This window comes from Chryseobacterium sp. NRRL B-14798, assembly GCF_050470705.1.
Taxonomy (GTDB): Bacteria; Bacteroidota; Bacteroidia; order Flavobacteriales; family Weeksellaceae; genus Chryseobacterium; species Chryseobacterium cupriresistens.
Map to the genome: position 1 here is coordinate 1,366,702 of NZ_JBFLUL010000005.1, position 18,730 is coordinate 1,385,431.

Consider the following 18,730-nt stretch of genomic DNA (forward strand, 5'->3'; position numbering starts at 1 on the left):
AAGCCCAGTTTAAAATAAGACGTTTATCATCTGGCTTCAGCCAAAACTTAAATAACAGAAGACTATATCACGGCTATCTGTGTAATTCTGTGTTATCTGCAGGAAAAAACAAATAATTATCCATAAAAAAAGCCGATACCAAACGTACCGGCTATATAATGGATGACTTACATCTTATTTTCTTTGTGGCGGATAATTTTTCATAATCTCAGCCATAATTTCTGGAATCTGTCTCTGTTTTGCTTTTGGAGAATCTACAGAAATTCCGCTTCCGATACCCTGCCAAACCAATTTGTTGCTTTTTGCATCGATAAGATCAACGATCAAAGCGCCTTCATTGTAGTTGGTTGTCCATGTTCTGTTCATACCAACACCCCATCCGAATGGTCCGCCCCATCCCCACATTCCGTAAGGAGAAGAGGAATTGATATCAGTAATCTTTTTATGATTTGCTTTTACGTTGATAATCAGATCAGGGTTTTCTCCGGACTGAAGTCCTTTGCTCTGAAGCTGTCTCGACAGCTCATTCAGCACTCTGTCTTTATCAATATCATTCAGTTTTAGATCATCAATTCTTATTTTATAGGTTTTGTAAGAATTGAAATTGGCGGTTTCAGCATAATCCGAACGTACCTGAAAAGGGCTACAAGAAGTTAAGCCTAATGTAGCAGATGCCAACAAAATAAAAATATATTTTTTCATTTTATTTATTTTTTTTATCACTTTTAATGAATGTATCAGTCTTTTTATCGTACCCGTAAGGACAGTGTCTGCAGCCGCTTTTACAGCAATATCCTCTTTTCAGATGGAATTTTTCTGTAAAAACCTTGTACCCCTGTTCATTATAGTAGAAGTCTTCACCTTCTTTGATGTCATAATGGGCCATAAGTTAAATGCTAGTCAAAAAACTTTTTATATTTGTTACTATGATAATTGTATGCCAAAAGCCTTTAAAAAAATTAAAAATTAATGGCATCGCTCTCTTTCCCTTTATCTTCATTAGGAAACCCGAAGATAAGGAAAATAATGTATTGATCAATCACGAAAAAATTCATTTACGGCAGCAACTGGAAATGCTCGTTATTTTCTTCTATATTTTCTATGGTATTGAATATTATTACTGGTTTTTTAAACTGAAGGACGGTTATCTGGCTTACAGAAGAATCTCTTTTGAAAGAGAAGCCTACGCTAATGAAAACAACCTGAATTATCTCAGAAAAAGAAAATTGTGGAACTTCAGGAAATATCTTTAGAATAAGGGCATGATGCATTGGAGTTCCGGGTTACGAGATTCTGGTTCAGGCTTCTGGATTCTGGCTTCCGATTTATTCTTTGTAATGACAGAAGTATTAAGATCTTTCACATCAAGATAACCGGAATATTTTGACATTGCAGTACTGTATAATTCAATAGGAATGGGCTTTAGCCCTTTTATCAAAAAAATCAAAATTCATCCGGCTTTAGATTCTGTGTTAACTTCCAAATATTTTTTATACATTTATATTTATAAAAGCGACCTTGAGTTAGCTTGCGTAGGGTGAACGTCTTTGATTTTTACCCTACTTTCTTCAAAATCTATCTGGTAAAAAGTTTTATTTTTAAATAAAATATACATCAGTTCCAAGAGTTTTCTTTGTACAGCAACCAATCCCTTCATTTTAATTCCTGTTTTTTCTGTAATTCTTTGAAACAAATCCTGATGGTTTTTATTCATTTTGACGGCTGTCATGGCAGGAAAATGTAATGTTTTTCGAATATTTTTATTTCCTTTCTTACTAATTCTTGGCTTACCTTTTATTGATGTTCCGGACTGTTTCTCGCGGATATCTAATCCTGCATAACTTACCAGTTGTTTTTTATTTCTGATTAGCTCAAAACCATTGGTTTCAGCTAAAACAGCAATTGCCGTTGATTTTCCAATACCCGGAATACTGCTCAACAGATTAACTCCCCTGGTAGCCTCAGGACTTTTCTTTACCTGTGCAAGCATATCCTCATTAATTTCTTTCTCCTGTTTTTTCAATAGCGAAATACGCTCGGTCAGCCGTTTTATGGTTCTTGAATTCGGAAGAGCTTGAGTCTTTTCAGCATGCAGCTGATTCATACACCTTACCCTTTCCTGAATAACCTGGTTTTTCTCGCGGCTTAGCTGCTGAAGTTCTTTATACACAAGGTTTGCGGGTTGCCATAATTCTAGTTTTCTGCTTAAACCAAACTGTGTAATAGCTATGGAACAGCTTTTATCGGTAATGGTTTTGATATCCAGAGTCCTGATGAAATTACTGATCTTATTAGGCAGCACAATGACTGTTTTTTCTTCCTTTGCATAAAGAAAATGAGCAAATCTTTCATGATACACCCCTGTAGCCTCCATGACAAAAATAACCTCTATATTAAGTGTCTTTTTGCTGTACACCCATTTAAGAAGTGATTCAAAGCCTTTTTCGCTGTTGCTAAAAACTTTATAATCTTTGATTTCTGTACTTAGATCTTCCATTAATTTGCCAAAACTTGCCACCAGTTCATCTTTGGCTACATCTATTCCTACAACCTGTTTTAATGCACTCATATTTTTATCTTTAAATAAAAGCAAGTCTTCCTTCGTTTTGTCTCCTGATTATTATCCAAGATATCTTTTTCGATTCTTTAAATTCTGTTCAAACTCTAAAAGGAATAAAGAAGTGAGGACATTTCTAAAGCACAATATACTTCCTGAGTTATTTAGCCAAAACTGTTCTCTCACCCCTTTTGCTTTGTATGTAAATTTATTCTTTTGCAAACATAGGAGCCAAAACTTAAAAAAGTATCAAACAACCATCTATAGAAATCCGTGTTATCTATGGTAAAAAAACAATAAAAACAACAAATTGTCACAACACTAAATCTTTTCCTACTTTTGTAAAGAATAAACTCTGATTCGTAAAACTGAAATGCTATTAAAACTTCCCCCAGAACCTGTTTCCATCAAGGAAATTCCAATTCATAAAAACGTAAAGCTTTTCATTAAAAGGGAAGATCAGATTCATCCGTTAATTTCAGGAAATAAATACTGGAAGCTTTTTCACAATGTCAATAACTATCTCGAAAAAAATCAGGGAACCCCTTATATCATTACTTTTGGAGGTGCTTTTTCCAATCACATTGCTGCGGTTTCTGCCGTAGGGAATATGGCGGGTATTCCAACACTGGGAATCATCAGAGGAGAAGAACTGGAGCAAAAATGGCGCGATAACCCAACTTTACTTTTTGCGAAAAGAAATGGAATGAACCTGAAATTTGTCACCCGCGAAGAATACCGTCACAAAGAAAAACTCACGGAATTCCTTCAGCAGGAGTTTCCTGAGGCATTGATAGTTCCTGAAGGAGGTACCAATAAAGATGCTGTGGAAGGGGTAAAAATGATGCTCAACGAACAAACAAAAGATTTTGACTATCTTTGCACCGCAGTTGGAACCGGAGGTACTATTGCTGGAATTTCAAAATTTTGTGAAGAGAATCAGAAAGTTATAGGATTTAAAGCTGTTGACGATGCTTCTCTGGAAAATAAAATTTTTGAATTAACTTTGAGACAGAATTTTAATCTAATAAATTCATGTTTTGGAGGTTATGGTAAAATAAGTGATGGAAACGTCCGTTTTATCAATGATTTCAAGGAGAGATACGGTATTCCTCTGGAACCGGTTTATACAGGGAAAATGATGGAGAAGATTTTTGAACTGATAGAAGAAGAATATTTTCCTGAAAACAGTAAGATTTTGTGCTTTCACACTGGTGGATTACAGGGGATTGAAGGAGCTAATCTGCTGTTGGAAAAACAGAATAGAAATTTAATTATATAAGTAAAATTGAAAAACATGAAACACTTAGTGTTCCATCTTTCATTTTAAAACAATAAAAAATATAAGATGAAAAGACTTTTTCTATCCATAAGCCTTTTAGTTTTATCAAAATTTTCAGCCCAGACTTGGGCAACCGAAGATCAGTATATTCAGAAGTTTGCTAAATATGCAGTAGAAGAAATGGAAAAATACAAAATTCCGGCTTCTATTACCCTTGCTCAGGGATTATTGGAAACCGGAGGCGGGCAGAGCAGACTGGCACAGGAAGGTAAAAACCACTTCGGTATAAAATGTAAAGAAGACTGGACCGGTAGAACAATGAAGCATACCGATGATGCACCCAATGAGTGTTTCCGTGTATACGATGATCCAAGACAGTCTTATGAAGACCATTCTATATTTTTATCCACAAGAAAATATTACGCCAACCTTTTCAAACTGGATATGAAAGATTACAGAGCGTGGGCAACCGGCTTAAAAAAAGCAGGATATGCTACCAACCCGCGCTATGCTTCCATTCTTATCTCCAAAATTGAAAAGTATAAATTATATGAATACGACAATACCAATTCTAATGAAGTATTGTATGCTGTTCTTAAAATGTACCCGGATCTGAAAGACGACAGAACTTTCATGGCACAGCTGGAACCTTCAAAAGCAACCAGAAAAGTGAAAGAACCAGTTACCGTTGAAGTTCCTTACAAACAGACTTCTTATGCACAACAGCAAAAAAGAGTAGAAAGAATCAAAACGAAAGCTGAAATTCTTAATTCTATTCTTATCAAAAGTCACCCGAATGACGGGCTGAAATATATTATCATTCCTGAAGATACCGATGTGAAATTCATTGCCAACAAATTCAAAGTAAGCGAAAGCAGGCTGATGAAATGGAATGAACTGGAAAATGAGTCTTTAAAGAAAAATGATATCGTTTTCCTTGAATCAAAAAACTCTACAGGAAATACCGCAACCTATAAAGCGGTGTCTGGAGAAGATATGCATGATATTGCACAGAAATTCGGAATCAAGTTAAATAAATTATATGCTAAAAACAGAATGGATGAAGGGCAGCAGCCTTCAGCAGGACAGCTGATTTATTTAATAGACAAAAAACCGCGAAACTAATAACGATTCCAAAGCCATGAGAATATTAAATGTGAAATCTAAATATCTGTCGATATTTCTGATATTCATGTCGTGTACAATATTTTCACAGGATCAAAATTATATTCCTTACAGAAAAGGAAAGTTGTGGGGATTGTGTGATGTTAATAAATTTATAGCTGTACAGCCGCAATATAGCAGTATAAGCAGCTATGATGAATCCATAGGAGGATTTCATGCAGAACAAAATGGAAGATTTGGTATCGTAGATCGAAATGCTGTTATCATCATGCCATTTATTTCCAATACACCCATATCTGTAGAACGAGATAAATATCTGGTTTTTGATGGATGGGATTATTATTACTATTCCATCAAGACCAAAATGCGTCTTGACAAATATATTAAGCAAGAAAGTTATCCTGTAAGAGACAGTGGTTGGGAAAATTATAGTCCGCTTAACAGAAATAACGCAAAATTGACATTAAGCAGGGAAGATCTTGATGATGATGATCTGGATATGCTGGAGTCATATGATAATGATGGTTATCAATGGAATTACAAAGCTGATTTTCTGGAGATCATGGACGGAAATACCTATGTCGGGATGTATGTCCCTAAACTTAAGAAAGTATTTCTCAATACACAGGATATAGCATACGTAGGATGGCAGTTTTATAAAGGTAAACCTTATATTTTGACAACCAACGTTTCAGGTTTTTTGGGGTTAGCAGATGAAAATTTGCGGGAGGTTTATCCTATACGATATGAAACAATCAATCTGATAGATGACAGCCATTTAGTTGTTCTTTCAGAACCTGATCCGAATAACAGAAATAATGTGATTTTTAAGACAATTCTTCCCAATAATAAGGTTTTATACGGAAAATTTGAGCCAGCTATGATCGTTTTGAAAAATGGCAATCCTTTTCAGATATATTACATGATAAGTAATGGGCAGAAAAATTATGCAGGAGAAGATGGAACCCTTTACTTTGAGGGTTAAATAATAAAATAAAAGAAAAATGAAGTATCAAAGAAGTTCGGCTTTATTTGATGAAGCCTACAAATACATTCCGGGAGGTGTAAACTCTCCGGTAAGAGCATTCAAATCCGTAGGAGGAGTGCCCGTTTTCATGAAATCGGCAAAAGGAGCTTACCTTACCGATGCAGATGACAATACTTACATCGATTATATTAACTCATGGGGCCCAGCCATTTTAGGACATACACATCCTGAAGTATTGGAAGAACTGAAAATACAGGCAGAGAAAGGATTCTCTTTCGGTGCACCTACAGAGCTGGAAACAGAAATTGCAAAATTCATCATTGAAAATGTTCCTAATATTGACCAGATCAGAATGGTTTCTTCAGGAACAGAAGCATGTATGAGTGCCATAAGACTGGCAAGAGGATATACAGGAAGAGATAAGATTGTAAAATTTGAAGGCTGCTATCACGGACATTCAGATTCATTCCTGATCAAAGCAGGAAGCGGCGCCGCTACATTCGGAAATCCAAACTCTCCGGGAGTAACTTCCGGAACTGCAAAAGATACTTTGCTGGCCCGTTATAATGATTTTGAACAGGTTCAGGATTTATTCCGCCACAATCCGGGAGAAATTGCAGCTGTAATTATAGAACCTGTAGCAGGGAATATGGGCTGTGTACTGCCTGAAAACGATTTCTTACAAAACCTGAGAAAGATCTGTGATGAAAACGGTGCTTTGTTAATCTTTGATGAAGTAATGACCGGTTTCAGATTAGCTTTCGGAGGTGCACAGGAACTTTTCAATGTAAAAGCAGATTTAGTGACTTACGGAAAGGTAATCGGTGGAGGTCTTCCGGTAGGAGCTTTCGCAGGAAGAAATGAAATTATGGATCACCTTGCACCAAAAGGAGGGGTATACCAGGCGGGAACATTAAGCGGAAATCCTTTAGCCATGAGAGCCGGATTAAAAACTCTTCAGCTTATTAAAAATGATCCTGAGTTTTTCAACAGATTGGAGAAAACAACAGAAACATTGGATTTTGAAATAGGGAAAATTCTGAATGAAAAAGGAATCGCTCACAGAATCAACAGAAAAGGTTCTATGATGTCTGTATTCTTCCATATTAAAAGTGTTTCCAACTTTGATGAGGCTCAGGAAGCTAACCATTCATTGTTCAATAATTTCTTCCATCAAATGTTGCAGAATGGAGTATATCTTCCGCCAAGTGGTTATGAAACTTACTTCATCAGTGATGCGATCAAGGATAAAGAAATTGATATGACACTGGAAGCAGTAAGAAAATTTGAATATTCAAATAAATAAAAATAAATGAAGCCGGATTTTAGATCCGGTTTTTTTATGGAAAAGAAAATTGATTTGATGAGTTTAGATTGAAAAAAATCAACGCAATCTTTGTCACTGCGGTAGAAGAGTAAAAACAGCATAATCTGGATTTTTATGGAATGACAAGCGTTGTGGGATACTCTTAGTTGTAGTGTAGAAAGATAAACTGAGTATTTCAGCAGGGAATTACCACAAAGTATAAATCATACAGATTTTGTAATAAACCATACACCTCATTCAAGGGGCTTCTTTTTAATTTTGTCTTAAATAGATTGGAAATGAAGACCTCAGACAATACCATCTCCCGTAAAGATTTTATCCGGAATTCAGCGTTGGCTGTAGCGGGATTAACTTTAATACCTAATATCATGACTGCATCGCCTTTCGATGAGAAAAATCTTTCAGCAAAAGGAAAAATGAACCTTAAGAATGTTCGTTTGGAAACAGGATTTGAATACCAGGATGGGGAAGTGACTTCTACCAAAACGGATCTATTTTATGTTGAAGTTGAGAACGGAAAAATTATAAAGATTTCACCCAATCAACCTAATGCTAAAGCGGTAGATGCAAAAGGACTGTTGATGCTTCCTGCATTTAAGGATATGCACATCCATTTGGATAAAACCTTTTATGGTGATCAATGGCAGGCCGTTAGAAAAAGAACAGGAGGTGTCAAAGGAATGATAGAACTGGAGCAGAAAATGCTTCCTGAGATGCTGAAGAATTCAACTTTCAAAGCCGAAAAACTGATTGAGTTATTACAGTCTAAGGGAACTTCCTTTGCAAGAAGTCACGTGAATATTGAGCCCACTTCAAAACTTCAGTCATTAAAAAATCTTCAGAAAGCTTTAGAAAATAAAAAGAAGGGCTTTGGAGCTGAATTGGTAGCCTTCCCACAGCATGGTGTATTCTATACGGATTCCGTACCTTATCTGAAAGAAGCTGCGAAGATGGACATCGATTTTATTGGTGGAGTAGATCCGTTCAACATTGATGGCGATATTGAAAAAGTGGTAGACTTTACTGTTCAGCTTGCTTTAGACAATAAAAAAGGAATAGATATTCACTTACACGAAACCGGAGACTCGGGATTGAAAACGGTAGAATACCTGATTAAAAAAGTAAACGAAAACCCAGCTCTTAAAGGAAAAACATATGTAAGCCACTGTTTTGTTCTTGGAAAATTAGAAGCCGCAAAACAGGAAGAAATTGCTGAAAAATTGGGTGATGCACAGATTGGAATTGTTTCTACAATCCCTTTCGGAAGGCTGATTATGCCCATACCAACACTTTACAAGCATAATGTAACTGTTCTCACAGGAAATGACAGTATTGTGGATCACTGGAATACTTTCGGAACCGGAAGTGTCCTTCAGAAAGCCAATTTAATGGCTCAATTGTATGGATATTCAACAGAGTATTTATTATCAAGAAGCTTAAAACTGGCAACTGGAAATATTCTTCCGTTAGATGATAAAGGTACTCAACAATGGCCGAAGTCCGGGGATAAAGCAAATTTTGTATTGATCAACGCAAGTTGTTCTGCAGAAGCAGTATCACGAATTTCACACGTGGAGTCTTTAATTCATGAAGGAAACGTTGTTTTTTAATGTAGAAAAAAAAGATTAAATAAATTAATATATAATCTAGTTGTGTTTTTTCAACCATAATGGGGATGAAAAGTTTACGAAAAGTTACGAAACGAAGATGGAAATGAAGATAGCGTGATGCAGATAAAGCTTTTGTTCCTTTTGTGGTTGTTTTAGTTTTTTCTCTCATAAATTTTAGTAATTTTAGGAGAAAATCAGGCAGAGTGGCTTACCATACAGATCATTTTCCTATTTTGGGAATTCAGGAATTTAGTGAGAATCAGCTGAAGGGCTGTAATCTGCTGTTTAATGAACTTTCCGGAGCGCGCTCCATTGATGATCCGCACAAACATGATTTTTTTATCATCAATCTTTTTGAGAAGGGAGTAGGTTCACATACCATAGATTTTACAGAATATCAGGTTAAAGACCATCAGATTCATCTTGTTTTTCCCGATCAGGTACACCAATGGGTGATTGAAAAAGAAACCATCGGGTATCAGCTGATGATCAGCAGAGATTGGTTTGAAAGTTTTCTGCCCTCATTACGGTTTTCTGCCTCGTATTACCAGAACCATCCGGTGATCAATCTTTCCAAAGAAGTTTTTGAAACTTTTCTGTATGAATTTCAGGCTATCCAGAAAGAATTGAGTGGGGAAAAAGTCTTTTGGGAACTGATTCAAAAAAGAAGTGAATTGATCGGTTTGCTGGTGAGTCAATCTGTGGAAGGCGCTTTTAAAGACTTTGAAATCTATAACTCAAATCCTATTATTTCAAAATTTCTGCATCTTATTGACGAATATTTTAAAACAGAAAGATCTGTATCTTTTTATGCCGATAAACTGAATATTTCTGCCAACTACCTGAATATTGTCTGTAAGAAAAACCTCAATGCTTCAGCTTCTTCACTTATTCAGAACCGCATTTTACTGGAAGCCAAAAGACTGCTGAAAGTTTCCGAAATGTCTGTAAAAGATATTGTTTATGATCTTGGTTTCTATGATCATGCCAGCTTTTCAAAATTCTTTAAAGCCCAAACGGGAATGACACCTTCCCAGTTTAAAGAATAATCTGTACAAAACAAGACATAATTGATACACCGGTTTTACTCTCAGGCCGGCTTAATTTTGTATTGTTAAATTTTAAATCATGAAATTTCCCTATCAATTAACTGCAAAAGGAAACTATTCCCTGAAAAATGTCCGTCTGGAAACGGGTTTTGAATACGAAAAAGAAGAGGTTACCGGAACAAAAACAGGCCTTTTCAGTATTGAAATTGAAGATGGAAAAATAAAAACAGTAAAAGCCAATGATCCGGCTTCCAATGCAATCGATGCTAAAGGATACCTGATGCTTCCCGCATTCAGGGATATGCACATTCATCTGGATAAAACGTTATATGGTCTTCCATGGCAGGCCCTTTCTCCGAAAAGAAAAACAGTGAAAGATATGATCGCCTATGAACAGGAAATCATTCCTGAATTGTTGAAGACTTCGGTAAGCAGGGCAGAACAGCTGATCAGTTTACAACAGCATTACGGAACGCATTTTGTAAGAACGCATTTCAATATTGATCCTACCTCTGGACTGAAATCCCTGGAACATCTTGAGCAGGCTCTTAATAATAAAAAAGATTCTTTCAAAGCTGAACTGGTGGCCTTCCCGCAGCATGGAGTGTATTATACGGAATCTGCTCCGTTGATGAAAGAAGCAGCACAGTTGAAAAGTGTAGAATTCATTGGTGGGCTGGATCCTTTAAGTATTGATGGAAGTATTGAGAAAGTAATGGATTTTACCGTTCAGCTGGCTTTAGATCACAACAAAGGAATTGATATTCACCTGCACGAAGCAGGAGAGTCTGGAATGAAAACCATCAGTTATCTGATTGATAAAGCGATGGAAAACCCTGCACTTCAGGGAAAAACGTTTGTAAGCCATGCATTTGCTTTAGCTCATCTTTCTCCTAAAGAAACTGAACAGATTGCAGAAAGACTGGCTGCCGGAAAAGTAGGAATCGCTTCTTCCGTACCTTTTAAAGGAAAAGTAATGCCTATTCCAACCCTGAAAAAATACGGAGTAAACGTATTGATTGGAAACGACAATGTACAGGATTACTGGAGTACGTTCGGTTCCGGAAGTATGCTGCAGAAAGCGAATCTTATTGCTGAACTGTACGGTTATACTACAGAATATGCCCTTTCAAGAGCTTTGCAGTTTGCGACTCAAGCCATTCTTCCTCTGGACGAAAAAGGAAAGCAGCAATGGCCAAAAGCCGGTGATGAAGCAGCAATTGTTCTGACAGATGCTTCATGCTCTGCAGAAGCTGTTTCCAGAATGTCTGAAATAAAAGCCCTGATGAATGACGGGAATTTATTTTGGAGAAATTAATGTGAAGTATATATATTTTTATACACTTGTTTTTTGTAACTGCCATCGGAAGCTTTTCTGGTGGCTTTTTTTGAATTATGAGTTATGAGTTTCGGGATTCGGGTTTCGGGGTTCTTCTTTATCAATAGGAACGGGCTTTAGCCCGTTTGAATGGAAAAAAATATACCTCAGGCTTTAGCAAAACTTATGAAAGAATATCTGTATTCAAACCCCAAAATTACTGTTCATATTCCCTTTATATGTTTTACAATGTGAACATCTATTCATATTCAAAATTCCTACTATTTGTAATATCCCGTAATAACGATAAAAAAAGCCCCCGGAAATTACTTCCGGAGGCCTCTATTTGAAATTAAATCTAGGTACTTATATGATGATGTTATAAGTTAAAGTTAGTCCATCCTGCATACCATGTATCCGTAGCATCTTTTACAGCACCTCTGTAAGTAACCTGCGTAAACCAGGTTGCTAATTTAGCGTTTGTAAATGCTCCACCTGTTAATAATGGAGAACCTGAAGTAGGGGTAAAGTTTGGAGTAGTTCCTGCAGGAGCCCAAGCACCGGCAAGTTTTACATCAGCTGTAGAAGCAAGGATGGTGTTTCCTTTAGCATTGAACCATGTAGTAAGGTCAGCTAAAGTATATGTTGTCGGAGTAGAAGTTGATGGCCCGAATTTTAAAGGAGTTGTAGTTCCGGCCAATATGTTGTTTTCGAAGAATAATTTGTTACCAACAATATTGTTATCTGTTGGAGAACCTTTTGTAGCATCGATGAATAAACCAACCGGGAACCCTGTGAATACAGAGTTGAATACAGAGATAGAAGAGTTTCTTCTGATCTGTAGTGCATTCTGGAATAACGCATTGATTGATCCAGGATTTGCAGAGTTGATTGGCCCGATAATCGTCATGTTAGAGAACGTAGCGGATGTCTGAGGGGCTAAAGTAGAACCGTTGGCATCATTATCAGATTCAAATGCATTAGAACCTGAAACGTCTGCTACCTGAGAATCTCTTACTGCGATACCAAACTGTACCTTTCCTGAATACCCGTTGTCAGTATCGAAATCGTCATCAAGACCTTTGTAAGAAATAAGGTGAGAACAGTTTACTGTTCCTCCGAACCACTCAAAACTGTCATCGTTAGCATAAGCAACCTCTACATAATCTACTGTAGTTCCGTTACCTACACCACCGAATGTAAGTCCGTTAACCTCTTTATCTGGTAAAAATGCATATCCTGCATATTCTATTCTTACATATTTTAATACACCACTGTTGTCCGCAGCGTTGGTTCCGCCATAAAGTCCAAGACCTTCAGAGTTGTTGATTCCTCCTTCAATTTCTCCAACTCCGTTTGCACCTCCGAAAGATGCATTGGTAGGAGCATTTCCTAAAATAACTAAACCTGCCCAGTCTCCTCTTTTAGGACTTGGTTTTTCTGAAGTGAAAATAATAGGGTTGGCAGCAGTACCTTCTGCCATGATTTTACTTCCTCTTGTAATGATCAAAGCTCCGTTTTTATCAGCTTCACCTACAATCTTTGTACCTGGCTCGATCGTTAAAGTAGCTCCGTTAGTTACATATACCAGTCCTCTCAGCTTATAGATTTTATTGGCTTTAAGTGTAGTATTGGAAGTGATTTTTCCTGAAAGAATAAGGTTTTCAGTTTCTCCGTTTCCGTTACCTCCATTTTGAATAATGGTAGGTCCATCTTCTTCTATATTTCTACATGCGGTAGTTGATACTAGAGCGCCAAGCATTAAAGAATATAAAACGAACTTTTTCATGTTATAAAGAATTAAATTATTTATTAGATTATTTGTTGAGTGAATTAAAAATTGTATCCCAGTGTTAAACTGATATTGGTTCCTGTAAGTCTTTCAATAGCAAGAGCATCTTTGCTGTCATACTTGCCATTGTCGTTCAGGTCATGGTAGAATTTCGCACGACGGTTCAGGATGTCTGAAACATTCAGCTTGATCTCTCCTTTGTTGCTCCATAATTTTTTAGAAAGCTGGAAATCTAAAAGAGGTCTTGGTGCTTCCCAGATTGGTGGAACCTGATCGTTTCCTACATAAAGGATTCTTCTTCCGATCATGTTGAACAATAGCGTTGAAGACCATCCTGATTTTTCAGTATCATACTGAAGACTTAAATTGACCGTGTATGGAGATTGCCCCTGCATTGGTCTGTCTATGTTAGTCGCTTCGTCTGTTACTCTGTTTTTAATTAGTGCTACGTTTCCACCCAGCGTAAAGTTTTTAAGAGCGCTTACAAAATCCAGTTTTTTTCTGGCTTCCACTTCCAATCCATAAGCATCAGCTTTATCTACGTTAAGATAGTTGAAGGTGTTACTCGTTCCTACCCCTGACTGGTTGAAGTATAATTCGATCGGTTTTTTAAAGTTTTTATAGAAACCTGCCACGGAAATAATTTCCCCGTTTCTTGGGTAGAATTCCCAGCGAAGGTCGGCACTCGTAATTTTGGTTCTTTCGATAGATTTGTTACCGATTACAGTTGCTCCAAGGTCAAAATCATAATATGCCAAAGGAGAAACCTCTCTGAATTCCGGTCTTACAACAGTTTGCGAACCTGCAAGACGGATATTCATTTTAGGATTTACCTTGAATGTTAAGTTCACAGCAGGTAAGAAATCTGTAACACGAGTGTTTACAAAACGGTCATCGCTTTTCTTCGTGCTTCCTACCAACTGGTCAAAGTTCTCCACTCTTAATCCCCAGACAGCTCTTAACCATGGTGTGAAGTTATTGTCAAACTGTAAGTATCCTGCGTTAAGGATGGTGTTGGCAATATATCTGTACTGGTTTCCTGCAATTTCATCAAATGTGAATCCACCGTTAGTTCCGAAGTTACCAGGATTGAAGATGGTTTCAAAAGGCTGGGAAAGTAATCCCTGATTGAAGTTTTCAAGCCTTACAGAGAATGGTCTTGAGTTGTATATTCTGTCTTTTACCTGGAATAAATAACCTCCTTTGATCGTTTGTTTTTGTCCAAACATCGTAAACGTCTTGGAAACATCACCTCCTGCATTATATAAATAGTCGCTTAGGGTGGAGTAGAATACACTTCCTGATTTTTGAGAAAGACCATTAGAAATTAATGCTAAATAAGGGCTTCCCGGCATATTCGTATATTGGTTATACTGTAAACGCTGCAGCAAAGGAATGTATTGATCAAGGATTCCGAAACTTCCGTACCAGTTCACGGTCAATCCGCCAAGTACATCAATTTTATGATTACCGGAAAGGGTAGAGTTATAGAAAGTTGTTTCTTTAAATCCAATTTCCCTTGCCATGATATTGGTACCGTTGATCGGATCAAATTCAAAGTCCTTTCCTGTTCTGAAGGACATGTGATTTACCGTATTGTTGGTGATGATATTCTTTAAGGAGATTTTATTATTGTTGTTCAGCTTTAAAGAAAGGTTCAACATCCCTCCTAAAATAATATCATTGCTGTATTTTTCTGTAAAATAATCGAAGTTGGTATCAGCAAGCTGGTCGTTGATAGTAAAGAAACGGTTGGTAGATTCGGTTCTTCTTTTGTTGTTACTATAGTTTAAAACAGCAATTACTCCTAAATCTTTTCCGAATACTTTCGTGTTGAAACCTCCGTCTAATTGTAAACTTAAGTTTTCAGGATAACCAATGCTGTTGTATCCCAGATTCTTGGTATATCCTTTACCAATCTCTGTTTTTTGTGCTTCAGTCAGAATACTGAAAGCATTTTTCGCAGGCATATTGGTAGGAAGTTTTCTGTAACCGTCATCAATTCCTAAAAAGTCCCATTTTCCTCCTTTCTGCATATGGAATTCCTGTCCCATAGTAGCAGTGTTTCCACCTACACCTACCTGTACATTGAAGAAGTTTTTATTAGGAATATCCTTCGTATTTACCTGAATCAAAGCACCTCCCCATTCTCCTGTATATTCCGGAATGAACGTTTTGTTGATAACAAGGGTTTCGATAACGTTAGCAGGGAAAAGATCAAAAGAGAAAGTCTTTCTGTCAGGCTCCGTACTGGATAACTGAATACCGTTCAGCATGGCCTGGTTATAACGGTCTGATAAACCTCTTACTACAATATATTTTCCGTCGAATAAACTCACCCCTGAAACTCTTTTCAGAACTTCACCGGTGTTTCTGTCCGGACTTCTTTTAATCGCTTCAACACCGATAACCTGAGAAACTACACCGGCATTCTTTTGTAAACCGATGGTAGAGGCTATGGTTTCTTTTCTTGCGTTTGATTTTATGACAACTCCCTCAATTTCTTTCTCTTTGGTAGAGGGCTTATCCAGAACGATATCAAGATGGGTGTTACCTTCATTTTTGATAATAACTTCACTGATCTCTTTTCTGTTATACCCGTTGGAACTTACGGTTACAATGTAATTGGTGCCAGGGGAAAGGTTGATAGAGTAGTATCCGGAAATGTCAGTGGTTACTTCCTGACCATTTACTTTTACCTTTACACCTTCTATTGGAGTATTATCTTTCTCGTCCAATACCCTACCTTCCAAAATCTGACTTTGTGCAAAAGCATAGCCAGCAGAAAACAAGGCAAGTAGCATGATGCTCTTGTGGAGTTGTTTTTTCATTATTACTTCTTTTACTTCTTTTTCAAGGGCAAAATAAAGGCTAAGTTTTTAAGAAAACTTTAGGAGAATCTTAATTAATTATGAAGTTTGTATTAACGAAAGAACATATTTTATACTTATCGATGTTTAATTTATATAATTATAATTTTTGTTTTAATGTTAATTATTATTCCTTATATTTGATTTGTGTATATTTATTTATTGATTTTTTTATTGATTTTGTAATTAATGTGTAAAATGTAATTTTTTAATAATTAGTTAACATTTGGCGGATAGATGAAATCAATTGAAATAATTAATTTTGTGGGAATTCTTAAACTAGAAGATGAGCAAAAAAATTCTTTTAATAGACGATGAACTGGACATTTTAGAGATTCTGTCTTACAATTTGGAAAAAGAAGGGTATGATATCTATACCGCTACCAATGGTAACGAAGGTATAGAAAAAGCAAAGGAAATTGTTCCGGATCTTATCTTATTAGATGTCATGATGCCTGAAAAAGATGGTATAGAAACCTGTCAGGAACTTCGTAAAGTGAAAGAACTGCAAAAAACACTTATCGTGTTCCTTTCTGCAAGAAGCGAAGAGTTTTCTCAATTAGCAGGTTTTCAGGCGGGTGCTAATGATTACATTGTAAAACTGATCAAACCAAAAATCCTTATCTCTAAAGTGAATGCATTATTACAGCTGACCTCTCAGGTGTCTGACAATGCTAAACTCATCGAAATCGGAGACCTTGTTATCGACAAAGATAACTTCAGGGTTTCCAAGAGCGGACAGCAATTTCTTCTTCCTAAAAAAGAATTTGATTTGCTTTACCTTTTGGCTTCCAATACGGAGAAGGTTTTCAAAAGAGAAGAGATCCTGGAAAAAGTTTGGGGTAATGATGTGATCGTAGGAGAAAGAACCATTGATGTTCACATCAGAAGACTAAGAGAAAAACTGGGAATCAATACGATTCAGACATTGAAAGGGATTGGGTATAAACTGATCGTTTAATTATTTAAAAATCCTAACTTTACGTTCAATCATTAAAACGTTGTAAAATTGAAATTTTACAGACTTACCCTCGTTGCCTCCTGTCTGCTGACACTGGTAATGCTCCTTTTAGTAGTCGTATTCGATTCGCTGAAAGATATCTATTATGAGACCCCTTTGTTCAAAACGGGTCTTTTCATCTGTATTATCCTGATCTTTATGATCAACTGTGTGGTGCTGGAGCTGCTCTTTAATTATTACGGAAGAAAGCAGGTGAAAGGACTTTCCGGAATCCTTCCTCAGGAAATGGTTCATGATAATGATGAAAATATAACCATTAAAGAATTGGGAGAAAGATTTTCAGACCTTAATCAGCAGAGAGCTTCCGAAATTGATATGATGAAAGAGATGGAAAGTTACCGTAAAGAATACATCGGAAATGTTTCCCATGAGCTGAAGACTCCTCTTTTTTCTATCCAAGGATATGTAGAAACCCTAAGAGACGGCGGCGTGGATAATCTTACAATCCGTGACAAATATCTGGAGAGAATTGATAAATCGGTAGAAAGACTGATCGCTATTGTGACAGATCTTGATATGATTAACAGGCTGGAAGCCGGTGAAATCAATCTTACCGTTTCAAAATTCGATGTGAATCTTCTGATCAAAGAGATTTTTGACCTTCTTGATCTTGAAGCTGAAAAACGAAATACAACATTACAAATTCAGACCCTTCATCCGCAGATTTTTGTGGAAGCCGATAAACAGAAAATCTCCCAGGTTTTTATTAATCTGATTTCCAATGCTATTCATTATGCCAACAGGCAGGAAGCAAAAGTGATCGTAAAAACCAGTGTCCTTAAAAATAAGGTTCTGATCGAAGTGATAGACAATGGAATGGGTATCAAATCTGAAATTCTTCCAAGAATCTTCGAAAGATTTTATCGTGTGGAAACCAGCAGAAGCAGAAGAGAAGGCGGCTCCGGACTTGGTCTGGCTATTGTAAAACACATCCTTGAAGCTCACAACGAAAACATTACGGTAGAAAGCGTTTACCTTGAAGGGACGAAGTTCAGTTTTATGCTTGAAAAAAGTAAATAATTCCGGCAAAATGTAAGAAAAAAAAATATTTTAAAAAATCCTGAAATATTTTTTTGTCACATGTCATTTATTATATATTTGCAACAGAGATTTATCATAATTATAAAGGCAAAAAGTAATTTAAGAAACTGATATGGTTTACAAAATCCGCGTAATATTAGATGCGAAAGAGGATATTTTCCGTGATGTCGAAGTTAAGGGAAAACAAACGTTATGGAACTTACATTTAGGAATTAAAAGTGCATTCAGTCTGCAGGGAGATGAACTTTCTACTTTTAATCTGTTGGAAGATGACGGAACGATCGTAAAAAGTGTCCCATTGGAAGATATGAGTGATGATGGTGATGGTGAGATCATGTCAGATGTTTACATTGATGAAGCTTTTGAAAATGTAGGTGACAAAGCGCAATTCCAGTATGGACTTCTTGATCTTTGGGAATTCTTCTGCGAGCTTGTGGAAGTAATTGAAGAAACAAAAGGCGTGAACTATCCGATCACCGTATACCGATTTGGAAATGTTCCATTAAAAGCTCCCAGCAAAAACGGAAGTGCCGGAGGTGGCAAAAAGAAATCAGCAATGCCATTGGTAGATGATGAGTTCGGTTTTGATGATGATTTCGTAGCGGGAGGAAACTTTTCAGATGAAGATGATGACAGCTTTGATGATGAGGAAGAAGAAGACTACAATGACGATGTCTTTGATGAGGAAGATGACAATGATGATGAAAGATAGTCAACAAAAATATCTCAGCCCTGGATTTTAATCCGGGG

Annotated in this window: 17 protein-coding genes; 11 read left to right on the forward strand and 6 right to left on the reverse strand. The window is 36.7% G+C overall.

Annotated elements, in window-relative coordinates:
* Positions 1–174: 174 nt before the first annotated feature.
* Both AB1278_RS06600 and AB1278_RS06605 read right to left on the reverse strand, forming a co-directional pair.
* Complete coding sequence (locus tag AB1278_RS06600; RefSeq protein WP_110011388.1) at positions 175–702, reverse strand: DUF4136 domain-containing protein; 528 nt, start codon at positions 700–702, stop codon at positions 175–177.
* 1 nt (position 703) lies between these two features.
* On the reverse strand, positions 704–886 hold the full coding sequence (locus AB1278_RS06605; RefSeq protein WP_047434227.1) for a DUF5522 domain-containing protein: 183 nt from the start codon (positions 884–886) through the stop codon (positions 704–706).
* Positions 887–926: 40 nt separating this feature from the next.
* Between AB1278_RS06605 and AB1278_RS06610 the strand changes: the two genes are divergently transcribed.
* On the forward strand, positions 927–1,253 hold the full coding sequence (locus AB1278_RS06610; protein ID WP_202838881.1) for a hypothetical protein: 327 nt from the start codon (positions 927–929) through the stop codon (positions 1,251–1,253).
* Here AB1278_RS06610 and AB1278_RS06615 read toward each other — a convergent pair.
* Both AB1278_RS06615 and AB1278_RS06620 read right to left on the reverse strand, forming a co-directional pair.
* Positions 1,250–1,390 (reverse strand): hypothetical protein, encoded by a 141-nt coding sequence (locus AB1278_RS06615; protein WP_429813172.1) that lies wholly within the window; start codon positions 1,388–1,390, stop codon positions 1,250–1,252. The genes AB1278_RS06610 and AB1278_RS06615 overlap by 4 nt on opposite strands.
* A 114-nt stretch (positions 1,391–1,504) precedes the next feature.
* The gene (locus AB1278_RS06620; protein WP_227944447.1) at positions 1,505–2,569 is read right to left on the reverse strand and encodes an IS110 family transposase; all 1,065 of its coding nucleotides are present in this window, start codon (positions 2,567–2,569) and stop codon (positions 1,505–1,507) included.
* A 361-nt stretch (positions 2,570–2,930) separates the two neighbouring features.
* Between AB1278_RS06620 and AB1278_RS06625 the strand changes: the two genes are divergently transcribed.
* From AB1278_RS06625 to AB1278_RS06655, 7 genes are all read left to right on the forward strand, one after another.
* Positions 2,931–3,839 carry a 1-aminocyclopropane-1-carboxylate deaminase/D-cysteine desulfhydrase gene (locus AB1278_RS06625; RefSeq protein ID WP_429813175.1) on the forward strand — a complete coding sequence of 303 codons (909 nt, stop codon included), beginning with the start codon at positions 2,931–2,933 and terminating at the stop codon, positions 3,837–3,839.
* Between the two features lie 66 nt (positions 3,840–3,905).
* Positions 3,906–4,964 (forward strand): glucosaminidase domain-containing protein, encoded by a 1,059-nt coding sequence (locus tag AB1278_RS06630; RefSeq protein ID WP_202838884.1) that lies wholly within the window; start codon positions 3,906–3,908, stop codon positions 4,962–4,964.
* A 16-nt stretch (positions 4,965–4,980) separates the two neighbouring features.
* Positions 4,981–5,949 carry a hypothetical protein gene (locus AB1278_RS06635; RefSeq protein WP_202838885.1) on the forward strand — a complete coding sequence of 323 codons (969 nt, stop codon included), beginning with the start codon at positions 4,981–4,983 and terminating at the stop codon, positions 5,947–5,949.
* A gap of 19 nt (positions 5,950–5,968) precedes the next feature.
* Entirely contained in the window at positions 5,969–7,258 is a 1,290-nt protein-coding gene (gene hemL / locus AB1278_RS06640) for a glutamate-1-semialdehyde 2,1-aminomutase (RefSeq protein ID WP_411414670.1), read from the forward strand.
* A 299-nt stretch (positions 7,259–7,557) separates the two neighbouring features.
* A complete protein-coding gene (locus AB1278_RS06645; protein ID WP_202838887.1) occupies positions 7,558–8,889 on the forward strand; it encodes an amidohydrolase in 1,332 nt (443 codons plus the stop codon).
* A gap of 203 nt (positions 8,890–9,092) precedes the next feature.
* Entirely contained in the window at positions 9,093–9,938 is an 846-nt protein-coding gene (locus AB1278_RS06650; RefSeq protein WP_202838888.1) for an AraC family transcriptional regulator, read from the forward strand.
* 79 nt (positions 9,939–10,017) lie between these two features.
* Positions 10,018–11,256, forward strand: coding sequence for an amidohydrolase (locus AB1278_RS06655; protein ID WP_429813181.1), 1,239 nt, complete (start codon positions 10,018–10,020; stop codon positions 11,254–11,256).
* A 379-nt stretch (positions 11,257–11,635) separates the two neighbouring features.
* On the opposite strand, the gene AB1278_RS06660 is transcribed toward AB1278_RS06655, so the two are convergent.
* Positions 11,636–13,045 (reverse strand): hypothetical protein, encoded by a 1,410-nt coding sequence (locus AB1278_RS06660; protein WP_202838890.1) that lies wholly within the window; start codon positions 13,043–13,045, stop codon positions 11,636–11,638.
* A 44-nt stretch (positions 13,046–13,089) separates the two neighbouring features.
* The gene (locus AB1278_RS06665) at positions 13,090–15,879 is read right to left on the reverse strand and encodes a TonB-dependent receptor (protein WP_202838891.1); all 2,790 of its coding nucleotides are present in this window, start codon (positions 15,877–15,879) and stop codon (positions 13,090–13,092) included.
* 325 nt (positions 15,880–16,204) lie between these two features.
* On the opposite strand from AB1278_RS06665, the gene AB1278_RS06670 reads away from it, so the two are divergent.
* From AB1278_RS06670 to AB1278_RS06680, 3 genes are all read left to right on the forward strand, one after another.
* Positions 16,205–16,879 (forward strand): response regulator, encoded by a 675-nt coding sequence (locus AB1278_RS06670; protein WP_002977493.1) that lies wholly within the window; start codon positions 16,205–16,207, stop codon positions 16,877–16,879.
* A 48-nt stretch (positions 16,880–16,927) separates the two neighbouring features.
* Positions 16,928–17,959 carry a sensor histidine kinase gene (locus AB1278_RS06675; RefSeq protein WP_110010193.1) on the forward strand — a complete coding sequence of 344 codons (1,032 nt, stop codon included), beginning with the start codon at positions 16,928–16,930 and terminating at the stop codon, positions 17,957–17,959.
* Between the two features lie 133 nt (positions 17,960–18,092).
* A complete protein-coding gene (locus AB1278_RS06680; RefSeq protein ID WP_137905915.1) occupies positions 18,093–18,692 on the forward strand; it encodes an IS1096 element passenger TnpR family protein in 600 nt (199 codons plus the stop codon).
* The last annotated feature ends 38 nt before the right edge of the window (positions 18,693–18,730 follow it).

What these genes read in the sequence shown, in the direction of transcription:
- AB1278_RS06645 (WP_202838887.1), top strand. Translation starts at nt 7,558, where the DNA reads ATGAAGACCTCAGACAATACCATCTCCCGTAAAGATTTTATCCGGAAT.
- AB1278_RS06620 (WP_227944447.1), bottom strand. Translation starts at nt 2,569, where the DNA reads ATGAGTGCATTAAAACAGGTTGTAGGAATAGATGTAGCCAAAGATGAA.
- AB1278_RS06605 (WP_047434227.1), bottom strand. Translation starts at nt 886, where the DNA reads ATGGCCCATTATGACATCAAAGAAGGTGAAGACTTCTACTATAATGAA.
- AB1278_RS06665 (WP_202838891.1), bottom strand. Translation starts at nt 15,879, where the DNA reads ATGAAAAAACAACTCCACAAGAGCATCATGCTACTTGCCTTGTTTTCT.
- AB1278_RS06680 (WP_137905915.1), top strand. Translation starts at nt 18,093, where the DNA reads ATGGTTTACAAAATCCGCGTAATATTAGATGCGAAAGAGGATATTTTC.
- AB1278_RS06655 (WP_429813181.1), top strand. Translation starts at nt 10,018, where the DNA reads ATGAAATTTCCCTATCAATTAACTGCAAAAGGAAACTATTCCCTGAAA.
- AB1278_RS06600 (WP_110011388.1), bottom strand. Translation starts at nt 702, where the DNA reads ATGAAAAAATATATTTTTATTTTGTTGGCATCTGCTACATTAGGCTTA.
- AB1278_RS06630 (WP_202838884.1), top strand. Translation starts at nt 3,906, where the DNA reads ATGAAAAGACTTTTTCTATCCATAAGCCTTTTAGTTTTATCAAAATTT.
- AB1278_RS06635 (WP_202838885.1), top strand. Translation starts at nt 4,981, where the DNA reads ATGAGAATATTAAATGTGAAATCTAAATATCTGTCGATATTTCTGATA.
- AB1278_RS06615 (WP_429813172.1), bottom strand. Translation starts at nt 1,390, where the DNA reads ATGTCAAAATATTCCGGTTATCTTGATGTGAAAGATCTTAATACTTCT.
- hemL (WP_411414670.1), top strand. Translation starts at nt 5,969, where the DNA reads ATGAAGTATCAAAGAAGTTCGGCTTTATTTGATGAAGCCTACAAATAC.
- AB1278_RS06625 (WP_429813175.1), top strand. Translation starts at nt 2,931, where the DNA reads ATGCTATTAAAACTTCCCCCAGAACCTGTTTCCATCAAGGAAATTCCA.
- AB1278_RS06610 (WP_202838881.1), top strand. Translation starts at nt 927, where the DNA reads ATGATAATTGTATGCCAAAAGCCTTTAAAAAAATTAAAAATTAATGGC.
- AB1278_RS06670 (WP_002977493.1), top strand. Translation starts at nt 16,205, where the DNA reads ATGAGCAAAAAAATTCTTTTAATAGACGATGAACTGGACATTTTAGAG.
- AB1278_RS06660 (WP_202838890.1), bottom strand. Translation starts at nt 13,045, where the DNA reads ATGAAAAAGTTCGTTTTATATTCTTTAATGCTTGGCGCTCTAGTATCA.